Genomic DNA, 12008 nt, shown 5'->3' on the forward strand with positions numbered 1-12008 from the left:
TCCGGATTTATTAATTATGAACAATATTATTCATGAACAATTGAGCAAAATTACAACATATATTTTGTTGTTATTATTATTTATCAGTTTAAATTAAATTAATCTTCAATTTTAAGTTAATTTATATTGTATAAAAAAATGTATATTTGTTCTACTGTTATCTGAAGTTCACAGTACAGATATAAATTAAAATGCTAGTTATTTGAATTGATTGTACTGTTCCCTTATTTTATCATATTTCTCTATGCGACGGAAAATTCCTATATACCTGTGCCACCCACATCACTATGGGAGTTGAGGGTAGATTATGCAGATATACAAAAATAGGGTGGATGCCGGGCGCAAACTGGCTGGTGAATTAAGTGAGTATGCAAACAGGAAGGACGTTATTTTGCTTGCCCTTCCAAGGGGTGGAGTGCCGGTTGCATATGAAATTGCAAAACAATTGAAAGTACCTATGGACATTTTTCTGATTCGAAAACTGGGTGTTCCCGGGAATGAAGAACTGGCAATGGGAGCTATCGATTCCGAGGATGTCCGTGTACTGAATCAAGATATAATCAGGTCTTTCGATATCTCCGATAGAATGATTGCCAAAGTTGCAGCTGATGAACGTAGAGAGCTACATAGAAGAGAACGGCTATACCGGGGAGATCGCAAACGTCCAGAAGTAAAGGGTCGTACTGTGATTCTGATTGATGATGGTTTGGCTACAGGTGCCACTATGCTAGCTGCAGTTAAAGCATTGCGTTCAAAAAACCCATCAAATATAGTAATTGCTGTCCCGGTTGCCTCCTTAGATACATGCAGGGCTTTTGAAAGGGAAGTTGACGATCTAATCTGTGGCGCCACTCCGGAACCTTTCCATGGTGTAGGTGCCTGGTATGAGGACTTCAGGCAGGTAAGCGATGAGGAAGTCTGTGATATGCTGGAAAAAAGTATTTCATTACAAAAGCCAGGGGCGGACTGAATATGGTTATTAATAAAATCCAGGAAACTGTACGCATCCAGATGGATTCTATTATCCTTGAGGGTGATTTGGAAGTCCCTGAAGGTGCTGAGGGATTAGTTATATTTGCTCATGGCAGTGGAAGTAGTCGACATAGTATACGTAACAAAACAGTTGCAAAAATGCTGCGGCAGAATAAAATGGCTACTCTTCTCTTTGATCTATTAACTCCAGAAGAAGAAGAAATCGACAATGTTACCGCACACTTGAGATTCGATATAGATCTTCTTTCTGAACGTCTTATAGGAACCACTGATTGGGTCCTCCAAAACCCGCCTACCAAAAATTTGAATATCGGTTATTTTGGAGCCAGTACAGGTGCTGCAGCTGCCCTTAGTGCAGCCAGTAAACGTTCAGACAAAATTGGTGCAGTGGTTTCCAGGGGAGGCAGACCTGATCTGGCAGAACAAGCCCTTCCGAGTGTAAAAGCACCTACCCTTCTGATAGTTGGAGGGAAAGATTATCAGGTTATAGACATGAATCGTGAGGCATTAAAAATATTAAACTGCAAGAAAGAACTCCAGATTATCCCAGGTGCCACCCATCTTTTCGAGGAGCAAGGAGCACTGGAGGAGGTAGCAAAGATCGCAGGAAATTGGTTTGTTGAATATTTAATCACAGACTAATTGAATTTCCTTTGGTTGTAGGTATAAGAATATTTTTGCTTAATCTGCAACTCTCTTTTATATATTTTGATACAGGAAAATTGCATATATGAAGTAACTCTCCACTGTCCAAAAAACATCCTAATAAAATTGGCCCGTAATTTATTTAATTATGGAATTAATTCCTATATTGAGGAGAGTTTTGGTATGAAACTCTCCTGTATGTTAAGCCAACCGCTGAGAAGGAACGGTTGAAAGGAGTGGTGGTACGAAAGTGGGAACATTATAGCAGCGATTTTCCCACTACTTTATATTTTACTTTAATTATATACTAAAATTCAGTTTATACTCTTCTAAAAGTCAGGGCTTACGCTGTTTTTGTGTTTTGTTTGTAAGAAAATTACAGTATTGCACTTATTATTGGTACATTGATGTCTGGTAGGAAAACAAAGTGTAGTTTGAGAAGCACTATCCAATATAAAACTTAACTGGGAGATTACTTCTCCCAGTAAGGAGCAAATCCATATTTTGCATAGACATCCGTCAACCATTTGCGCTCACTGGACAATGGCCAATTATCTTTATCAAATCCTTCCGCTTCTTCAAGTAGAGACCTGTCGTGATGAAATACAAACCTGTGCTCTCCTTCTTTCAAAGACAATGCTTCCCAGGGAACTGCAAATAACTTGTCTTTGAAGGAAAGGGCTGCATAGGCAACCGTACCAAAGTCCAGATCTATCATCAGTTCTTCTATATGGCCAATGTCTTCACCGTTTAAATCTTCTACTTTGTCTTTTTCGATTGTACTTGCTGACAAAAATTTAGGTGCATTTCCATTCATTTTTCCCACTCCTATTAAATGAAAGGCATGCGAACAGGATATTCTGATTTCTTATACCTGCGGTTAAACCAGAATGAAACAAATTCTTTCACCGCAGCTACAAATCATCCCCCCATACCTTCCATACTGTCTTCTTTTTTGATGGTTGTTAAAAGTATCGCCTATATGGACCATCTAAAGCTATTTCTGGTAGTAAACACAAATTTATACAGGATATTTTAAGGTGGGGGCCATGGAGTCATTTCGGAAACTTGTAGAACTTTATGAAAAATTAGATAATTCTACATCTCATAAGAAAATAATTGAATTGCTGGCAGAGCATTTTCAAAAACTTGAGCCGGCAGAGGTGAAAATAACCGCATATCTTGCACTTGGTACAATCGGTCCCCGTTTTGAAAAAATTGATTTGGGAATTGGAGATAAATATGGTATACAAGCCATCTCCAAGGCCTATGATGTGGATATAGAAAAAGTAGAGATAGCATTTGAGAATCAAGGAGATCTGGGGGATGTGGCTTCTGATCTTAATGATAGACAGCGAAGTTCACTTACGCTCAAGTATGTCTTTCAGCATTTTGTGCAGATAAGGGACGTTTCAGGAAAGGGTAGCCAAAAAAGAAAGATAAATCTACTCGCAGAAGTCCTGTCACAGGCCAGGCCTTTGGAATCCAGATATATTATGCGTATTGCACAGGGAAATCTGAGGCTGGGTTTTGGTGAGAAATTTCTTCTGGAAGCTCTGGCTCTGGCCTTTACAGGTAGCCGGAATAATACAGCCAAAGTGGAAGATACATACAATGTATGTACTGATATCGGTCAGCTTGGCGAGTCTCTGGCAAAGCACGGGATGAGTTCACTGGGAAAATTTTCCATTAAAATAGGCCGGCCTGTCCAGATGATGCTAGCCAGCAGGGTAGATACTATGGAGGAGCTGAATGAGAAATTCTCTGCAACCATGGCAGCCGAGGAAAAATATGATGGAGAAAGGGTTCAGGTACATGTGGACGGGGATAATATAAAGGCGTTCTCAAGACGGCTAACTGATATTTCTGCACAGTTTCCTGATGTCATTGAGGCTGTTCGCGAAAGTGTAAAAGCTGAAAAAGTTGTCTTAGATGGAGAAATAGTTGCCTATAGGCAAGGGGAGTTCCTTCCTTTCCAGGAGCTTATGCAGCGCAGGCGAAAGTATCATGTCAAGGAATATGTGGAAAAAATCCCAGTTGCCGTATTTTTCTTTGATATTATATATCTCGATGGTAAATCCCTGATGAACAGGGCTTATCCTGAAAGGAGACAAGTTTTGGAAGAAAATCTCGTAGAGACAGAAAAAGTAAAACTTGCAGGTCGGGTTGTGAGTGCAGATTTCTCCCGGATACAGCGTTTTTTCGATTCTTGTGTGGAGAAGGGAATGGAAGGCATAATTATTAAGTCAGTAAAGGCTAAATCCACTTACAGGCCGGGAAAAAGGGGTTGGTTGTGGGTTAAGTGGAAAAAGGAATATATTGAAGACGTAAGAGAAACCTTTGACCTGGTGATTGTTGGAAGTTATCATGGTAAAGGGAGGCGCAAAGGTTCATTTGGAGCATTGTTATGTGCTGTGCTCAATGAAAGCGAAAAACGGTATGAAACTCTGGCTAAAGTAGGTACGGGTTTCAAAGATGAAGACTTTGCGGAAATCAACGATCTTCTAAAAGAATACTCCGTTGAAAAACAACCTGTCAACATTTTGGTAGACAGTAACATGCAACCAGATAAATACATTGAACCATCTGTTGTTATCGAAGTAATTGGATCGGAGATTACTTCAAGTCCCTCCCATACATCAGGTCAGGAAAATTCAGGGAATGGATACGCGCTACGTTTTCCACGTTTCCTTAGGATAAGGTATGACAAAGGCCCAGAGGATGCAACTACAGTTGAAGAGGTGAAATATCTGAAATGATCAATCGGGAAATAGCCAAACTGCTCTATGAGATTGCGGATATATTTGAATATAAAGAAGTAGAGTGGAAACCTCGTGCATACCGCAAAGCAGCCAGAAAAATAGGGGATATGAGGGAAGACATCTCAGGGCTCTACTCAAAAAAGGGCAGGGAAGGATTGGAAAACATTCCCGGTGTTGGGAGCCGTATTGCAGACCACATTGTTGAATATATTGAGACCGGTTCTGTGGAAGAATTTAGAAAGATAAGAAAGCAAACTCCCAGGGGTGCTAGTAAGATAATAAAGATTAGAGGACTTGGTCCTAAAAAGGCAAAAAAACTCATGGATGAACTTGACATACAATCAATACCCGATCTGAAAGAGGCAATTAAAAATCAGGAGATCCGCAAACTTGAAGGGTTTGGGAAAAAGACTGAAGAAAATCTGGATAAAGCAATTTCCCAATACGAAAAAAGCCATGAACGCATGCTTTTACCAAAAGCAATGGATTTGGCGGAAGAAATTATAGCTTATATGGAAGAAAACACTACCCTGAAAAAAATAGATTACGCTGGGTCTCTGCGGCGGATGAAGGAAACGATCGGGGATATTGATATACTGGTTGTTGCTTCGGATCCTGAAGAAGTCATGGATGCCTTTGTTAATTTTGAAAATGTGGACGAGGTTGAATCCCGGGGTAAGACACGCAGTACAATAATATTCCAAAACGGCGGTCATGTAGATTTGAGAGTGGTTCCTGAAAGTAGTTATGGAGCAGCATTACAGTATTTTACAGGTTCAAAGGATCATAACATCGAACTGAGAAATCTTGCCCTCTCGAAAGGCTATAAGCTTTCGGAATATGGATTGTTTAAAGAGGATTCCAAAATAAAGATTGAAGGAAAAGAAGAAGATAGAATCTACGCAAAATTAGGCTTAAGTTTCATTCCGCCACAACTGCGGGAAAACAGGGGAGAGTTGGAATGTGCAAAAAATACACTTCCTTCACTGGTGAAAGTAGAAGATATCAGGGGCGATCTGCATGTCCATACCTCTTACAGTGACGGAACGGATAGCCTCAATTCTATGATCACACAGGCCGATAAATTGGGATATGAGTATATTGGTATCACTGATCATTCCAGATCCCGCAAGATCGCCGGTGGTTTAGGTACCGATAAGGTAAAAGATCAGTGGAAGGAAATAGATGGACTCCGCGAGGATTTTGATATAGAAATCCTGAAAGGTATTGAAGTGGATATCCTTCCTGATGGAAGTTTGGATTGTCCGGATGACATTCTTGAGGAAATGGATATTGTCGTGGGATCTATTCATTCCGGTTATAAGTCTTCCAAAAAGAAAATGACTGAAAGGATAACTACGGCCCTGCAAAATGAATTTTTGCATGTGCTGGGACATCCTACAAGCCGCAAGATTGGTATTCGGGAAGCATATGATGTTGACCTTGACAAAATCTTCGAAACAGCGGCAGAAAACGGTAAACTTATGGAAATAAACAGCCAGCCGGAAAGGCTTGATCTTAACGACAACCTGATTTTACGAGCCAAAGAATATGACCTTAAGTTTTGCATCAGCAGCGACAGTCATTCCTCTGCACAACTGGATTTCATGAAATACGGTATCGGACAAGCACGCAGAGGATGGCTTACAAAGGATGATATTGCGAACACTTATTCACTGAAAAAACTGAAACGATTGATTGGCTGAAAGTTCCAAAATGTTTCCATATCGTTCATATTTCCGGGCAAGGATATTAGACATAAATATTAGAATTATTGTTAAAGAAGGCAATGACAAAAATACAGTTCAAGTCCTTCTATCAGGCAAAGTGTAAAGAGGATTTGAGAGCAAAGGGGCCCTTACCCAATGCTCTCAACTCATACCCCACTCCTTTTTTCAGTCGCAACCCCTATTACGACTGATTTTTGTGAGAGTTCCCTTTCCTCTCACTCCAACTTAGTAAATGAGGTCTTTATATATATACAAAATGGCCAGAAATATTGTATGCAATTAGAATTTTCAATAGCATTTTAATTGATTTTTATGTATGTTTTGACTTTAATTTAAATCGACAACAGGAAATGCATATAAAATATATGTCTCCGATGGTTTACGCAGCCTGTGGCGGGAATTCCTTTTTCTTGTCCCCATCCCCAATAAAACGTACATTTTTCAATATATCAGGTTTTATGCTTTATCTTTTAAGTGGGCAGCATCGAGGATTGATTTCCCGACTCTTCTTACCAATTATAATAAATATCAGGTTATGTTAAATATCATATACTGATTCTTCAAATATGGAGTGGGAATATGACAGAACCAGAAAAGGAAATTGAGAAGAAGTATTCATACAATAAACAGGAACTTATTGGATTTTTGGATCAGTTTAAGACCCAAATTAAGGCTGGAAAAATAGAGATCGGACAAGAACATGTTGAGATACCCGATGGCAACATGGACGTAGAATATGGTTTCAAAATTGAAAATGGCCAAAAAGAGATTGAAATAGAAATAAAATGGAAAAAATAAAAAGATAATATTACTTTGAAAAGATTACATATAATATTATTGTATATTGATGGGCCAGGGAATAAACTACATCAGGTGTTATAAACTCCTTTCATTGTGGTCTGGTGGTGGATAAAACAATTTTTATCCTGCATTATACCCTACCCATCAATATATCTATATGATTTTTTGGGGATATAAGTAGCGGAACGAGGAGTTCTGAACTTTCTTATCTATTCAAGGGATAGTTGAAGGTTCCTTGTTTTAATATTGCTTTAAAAAGTTAGACAATTTAGTTAATCATGAACTAAAAAAAGTGTAAGATGGAAAAGTTCCATCTTTGAATTATTCATAGTTTGGTTGTCTTTATGGGACGACCATCACAGACGTTTTCGCATGACGTACGACATTTTCTGCTACACTTCCCAATAAGAGCTGGGTTAGACCTGTTGCACCCAGTGTTCCCATTACGATGAGGTCCATATTGTTTTCCTTCGCAAAGTTGACTATCCCCTCAGATGGATGATCTTCAACGGTAACTGGTTCTACTTCGACTCCAGCTGCTTTACCCACTTCAACAACATATTCAGTGGCTTCCTTTCCTTCCTTTTCTAAATGGGTACGCGTTCCTTCAGCCCAGCTTTCTCCGCGAACTGCAGCAGAAACACCTACTGGCGGTATGACAAATAAGGCCTTGACCTTTGCATCGGTTGATTTTGCAAGATCTATACCCCAATCTACCGCATTCTTTACATTCTCAGATCCATCAGTAGCGATTAATATATTTTCAATTTTCTCACTCATTAAAATGCCCCCAATTATTATACAGAGAGATAATCCTATATAGTTTTTGGTCAAAACGCAGAAATTATTAAAATAAATTAAATATTAATATAATGTATTATATGTTTTTTATAGTTATAAGTATGTCTTTTCTACAAACCGGATAATAATATGCATAATCAAGTGTTTTATATGTTGGAAACCTAGTTTTTTATGGGATTTTGGGGGTGCGAGTAAATGAAAGTATTAGTAACATACATAACTCGAACGGGAAATACAAAGAAAGTTGCAGAAGCAATTTTTGATGGGATTGATGAACAAAAAGAAATGAAACCATTAGATGAAGTTAATAGCTTAGATGGTTACGATCTAACTTTTATTGGTTTTCCGATTAATCAATTCTATCCACCAGAAACAGCGCAGAAATTTTTAAGCAATCAAACATCTGGTAAAGACATTGCTTTGTTCATGACTCATGGAGTACCTGAGGGTACAGGATTGATACTGGATTGGATATCTACAGCTAAAGAAATGGCATCCGGGGCAAATATTATAGGTACTTTCAATTGTCAGGGTAAAGTTGCCCGGAAAGTACTGGATATTCTACAGGACTCTGATGATCCGGAAATGAGAGATTTTGCTAATATGTGTGCTCTGGCTAAAGAGCAGCCAGACAGAACTAGGTTGCAAAAAGCGCGTAAATTTGCAAAAGCGATGATATATCAAAAAAAGGAATATATAGCACCATAAGAGTAAATTTTCTAATTTATTTTTTTAGATATGGTGCTTTATTGTTACTTTATAGATTTAGTACCTTTATTTTTCACAGGTTCGGTTCAATGCCTTCATCCAGCAAGACTTTTGCCGTCCATTTCGCTGCATTTCCCGTTACACTTGGGCATTTATCATCATGCCCTCCAGCTTCTTCAAAAGCTTCAAATTCCCGGGGATCCCACAGATTGTAGGATTTCCCAAATACTTCTTTTTGGATATCATTGCAGATGATACTACCATATTTATCAATGAATTCTTCTCTAACTTTCCTTGATAATTTAGATGACTCCATCCAATCCGCAACGTCCCCTTCGCCGAACTGATCCCTTTTCCTACCGAAAAAAGCGCTAATAGCCATCATAGCTCCACTATATCCGCCACAGGTCCCATCACCATCCAGTGAGCCTCCGCCAGCAAGGGAGTGGGATGCCTGGATCACTTCATCATCTATTCCACCAAAAATATCCTGAATTGCTGAAAGGACGGCTTGAGAGCAGTAACCATATTTCCTTTCGTACTCAAAACCTTTATCGTAAGCCCTGTCTAGAATTTCCTGCTGGTTTTCAACCATAATATACCCCCTTTACCAAATAATATTGTCCTCGTTGTGGATATATATTTTCCCTTCAGTGTTTAGTTAGTTTAATCGAATATAATTTCCAAAATGCCGGGTATTCAATAGGATAATTGTAGCATGATAAAATATCAATTCTGTAGAAATCATGTTGAAATTGACACCCAACAAATCTTGATAATCGTGTGAATCTCGAGGATTTCTACAAAGGCTAAATACAGTTCTTATAATTGAACTCAAATCACATTCGTCTTATTCTATCTTCAGATTTCCAGCAGATTCCCATTCATCTGGTTTTTCATCCTGTACATTAACCGTAGTCATAATCTCCTGAAAACTTTCAAGGGCGGATTCCAGATTCTCGACAATTTCATTTGCCAGAATATCCGGTTCAGGCAGATTGTCAAGGTCGGCCAGACTTTCATCCTTGAGCCAGAATATATCCAGGTTGGTTTTGTCCCTTGCTACAATTTCATCGTAGGTGAATCTACGGAAACGTCCCTCTGGATTGTCTTCACTCCACGTTTCTTCCCGGTTGAAACGGTTTTCCGGATTGTAGCACCTGATGAAATCTTCAAGATCGGAGTATCTCATCGGGTTCTTTTTCAGGGTATGATGGACATTGGTACGATAATCATAAATCCAGACTTCTTTTGTCCAGGGGTCTTTAGCAGCCTTTTTTGCTTCAAAGAAGAGCACGTTTGCTTTCACACCGTTTGCATAGAAGATGCCTGTAGGCAGTCGCAGTATGGTGTGCAGGTCGGTGGTTTCAAGAAGTTTTTTGCGGACTGTTTCTCCAACCCCGCCTTCGAACAAAACATTGTCCGGAAGGACCACTGCTGCCTGACCTCCAGCTTTCAACATGGTGCGGATGTGTTGCAAGAAGTTGAGCTGCTTGTTACTTGTGGTGACCCAGAAGTCCTGCCTGTTATAGGTGAGGTCCTGCTTTTCGAGCTCTCCTGCATCGTTGGTGAAGGTCATGCTGCTCTTCTTACCAAAAGGGGGATTGGTGAGGACATAGTCGTAGCGTTTACCTGCATCGGCAATCAGCGCATCAGTGTTGTCGATCATCGGTTCCCCGTCGATCTCACCGATGTTGTGGAGGAAGAGGTTCATCAGCGCAAGTCTGCGTGTACCGGCCACAATTTCGTTACCCGAAAAGGTCTGGTCTTTCAGGAAACGATTCTGTTCCCGGTTCAATCTTTCTTCCCGGTTTTTGAGGAAGTCATAGGCTGCCAGGAAGAAGCCACCGGTACCACAGCAGGGATCACCTATGGTTTTGAGGGGTTCGGGTTGCAGGCATTCCACCATGACCTTGATGAGAGGACGGGGTGTGAAATACTGGCCTGCACCGCTTTTGGTATCTTCTGCATTTTTCTGCAAGAGCCCTTCGTATATCTCACCCTTGGTGTCCACACCCATCATGACCCAGCTTTCCTTATCGATCATGTCAATGACCTTGTACAGCATTGCCGGGTCACTGATCTTGTTCTGGGCTTTGAGGAATATCTGGCCGAGCATACCGGGCTTTTTCCCCATTTCCTCAAGCAGTTTCCTGTAATGGGTGTCCAGTTCCGCCCCACGTTTCTGTTTCAATTCTTCCCACGAGTATTCTTCGGGAATCCCGATGTCCCGGTTGTAGGGTGGTTTGTTATACTCGCTGGCCATCTTCAGGAAAATAAGATAGGTCAATTGCTCCAAATAATCTCCGTAACTGACCCCGCCGTCACGCAGGACGTTGCAGAAGCTCCAAACCTTGGATACTATGGATGATGTGTTTTCTGACATATTAATTCCATATTATTTTAATCATCTTAAACAAAAGCCGTTGCCTACTTTCAAGTTCATCTGGCCCAAATTTGGTGCTTAATGGAATCATTTCATCAAGAGAATATTTGTTTTTGAAATTTCTTATATCCAATTTTGATTTATAGAAGTCTTCCCTTAATGTTTCGTTCCAATAAAGTGTATTATTATATGACTTTAATTTTTGGAGATAAGATTCATTCCCACTAGAAATATTATCTTTGCCTTTGAGTAAAAGAATTCCTCCTAATCTATTTCTTTCCTGTTCGAATGTATCTTCATCTTCATTGAATAGTTTTAGATTTTCCTCATTTCTTGATAATATATGTTCAATATGGAAACCGTTTTTTGGTCCTGTTTTTGTGACCAAGTTTTCAAATGGGTGTTTCATATTCAAATTCGTGTTTTCTGCAATGAACTTTTCAATTCGTGCAAAAAAATACCTCTTAAAACGCATATTGAGATTTATTCCGGTATTTCTGAAAAAAGCATATTGAATAGGTTCTTTTGCTTCTGAATTCCTTTGTTTCGATAACTGTTCGAGCAAATACTTATCAAAAGTACCTCTTATATTGTCAAGTGTTCCATCTCTAATTTCACTTGATATTTTGTACAATGTTTGATTGAATACATTGCTTTCATAAGCATTTTGAAGTTGATGTAAAGCAAAAAAACGGTCCAATTCATAAGATATTTTTTCTATTTTTTCATCTTCTTCGGCATCATTTAGTTTGCAGGAAGATAATATTAGTAAAAATTGACCATCCATCTCATTTAGCTTATTGAAGAAAACATGGTCAAACCCATTCCCATAATTTGAATATGATTTCCATATTTTTGTATATAATTGTGTGTAATAAGTGAATGTATTTTCAAGAAATTTCTTCACTTCGGATGGATTGTGCTTTAATTGCAAGATATTATTAATGTCATTTTTGAACATCTCTCGGTGATAATCATCATCAAAACGTTTACCTTCACTCTGTGTATTTGCGAATTTAGCTTTTAGTAAGTATCTAAAAAACGTATCGATTTCAGGCTCTGTAGAAATCCCCATTTGAATAATTACTGAAACAGAGACAGACCTGTCTATATTATGGATTAATAATTTGAACTTGACCTCTTTGACCTGATTTCTGTATTTTGTTGCCCTGAGTTCTTCCC

General features: G+C 39.1%; 11 protein-coding genes and 1 pseudogene. 6 read left to right on the plus strand and 6 right to left on the minus strand.

All coding sequences use genetic code 11. The features are described 5' to 3' along the window. Positions 1-307 precede the first annotated feature (307 nt). Together BKM01_RS04215 and BKM01_RS04220 are read left to right on the plus strand one after the other, a co-directional pair. On the plus strand, positions 308-970 hold the full coding sequence (locus tag BKM01_RS04215) for a phosphoribosyltransferase (RefSeq protein ID WP_198926194.1): 663 nt from the start codon (positions 308-310) through the stop codon (positions 968-970). A 2-nt stretch (positions 971-972) separates the two neighbouring features. After that, the gene (locus BKM01_RS04220; RefSeq protein ID WP_072361176.1) at positions 973-1635 is read left to right on the plus strand and encodes a dienelactone hydrolase family protein; all 663 of its coding nucleotides are present in this window, start codon (positions 973-975) and stop codon (positions 1633-1635) included. A 475-nt stretch (positions 1636-2110) separates the two neighbouring features. Here the strand turns inward: BKM01_RS04220 and BKM01_RS04225 are convergent, their stop codons facing one another. After that, positions 2111-2455 carry a PRC-barrel domain-containing protein gene (locus tag BKM01_RS04225; protein WP_072361173.1) on the minus strand — a complete coding sequence of 115 codons (345 nt, stop codon included), beginning with the start codon at positions 2453-2455 and terminating at the stop codon, positions 2111-2113. Positions 2456-2687: 232 nt separating this feature from the next. Here BKM01_RS04225 and BKM01_RS04230 point away from each other — a divergent pair, with 232 nt between their 5' ends. The 3 genes from BKM01_RS04230 (at position 2688) to BKM01_RS04240 (ending at position 6928) form a co-directional block, all read left to right on the plus strand. Next, a complete protein-coding gene (locus tag BKM01_RS04230) occupies positions 2688-4397 on the plus strand; it encodes an ATP-dependent DNA ligase (RefSeq protein ID WP_072361170.1) in 1710 nt (569 codons plus the stop codon). After that, entirely contained in the window at positions 4394-6106 is a 1713-nt protein-coding gene (gene polX / locus BKM01_RS04235; protein WP_072361167.1) for a DNA polymerase/3'-5' exonuclease PolX, read from the plus strand. Before BKM01_RS04230 ends, polX begins: the two co-directional genes overlap by 4 nt. 603 nt (positions 6107-6709) lie before the next feature. Continuing rightward, positions 6710-6928, plus strand: coding sequence for an amphi-Trp domain-containing protein (locus BKM01_RS04240; RefSeq protein ID WP_072361165.1), 219 nt, complete (start codon positions 6710-6712; stop codon positions 6926-6928). Between the two features lie 345 nt (positions 6929-7273). Here the strand turns inward: BKM01_RS04240 and BKM01_RS04245 are convergent, their stop codons facing one another. Further along, positions 7274-7711: a universal stress protein gene (locus BKM01_RS04245; RefSeq protein ID WP_072361163.1), complete on the minus strand. Its 438-nt coding sequence runs from the start codon at positions 7709-7711 to the stop codon at positions 7274-7276. 216 nt (positions 7712-7927) lie between these two features. Between BKM01_RS04245 and BKM01_RS04250 the strand changes: the two genes are divergently transcribed. Further along, on the plus strand, positions 7928-8440 hold the full coding sequence (locus BKM01_RS04250) for a flavodoxin family protein (protein WP_072361161.1): 513 nt from the start codon (positions 7928-7930) through the stop codon (positions 8438-8440). Positions 8441-8513: 73 nt separating this feature from the next. On the opposite strand, the gene BKM01_RS04255 is transcribed toward BKM01_RS04250, so the two are convergent. The 4 genes and pseudogenes from BKM01_RS04255 to BKM01_RS11025 form a co-directional block, all read right to left on the minus strand. Continuing rightward, positions 8514-9035: a C-GCAxxG-C-C family protein gene (locus BKM01_RS04255; RefSeq protein ID WP_072361158.1), complete on the minus strand. Its 522-nt coding sequence runs from the start codon at positions 9033-9035 to the stop codon at positions 8514-8516. 255 nt (positions 9036-9290) lie between these two features. Next, entirely contained in the window at positions 9291-10826 is a 1536-nt protein-coding gene (locus BKM01_RS04260; protein WP_072361155.1) for a class I SAM-dependent DNA methyltransferase, read from the minus strand. A gap of 1 nt (position 10827) precedes the next feature. Further along, positions 10828-11901 carry an HNH endonuclease family protein gene (locus BKM01_RS11200; protein ID WP_327078538.1) on the minus strand — a complete coding sequence of 358 codons (1074 nt, stop codon included), beginning with the start codon at positions 11899-11901 and terminating at the stop codon, positions 10828-10830. Beyond that, positions 11884-12008, minus strand: a pseudogene (locus BKM01_RS11025) (IS5/IS1182 family transposase); the annotation flags it as partial. The gene BKM01_RS11200 and the pseudogene BKM01_RS11025, both read right to left, overlap by 18 nt.

The sequence above is a fragment of the Methanohalophilus portucalensis genome (genome assembly GCF_002761295.1).
GTDB classification, from domain to species: Archaea; Halobacteriota; Methanosarcinia; order Methanosarcinales; family Methanosarcinaceae; genus Methanohalophilus; species Methanohalophilus portucalensis.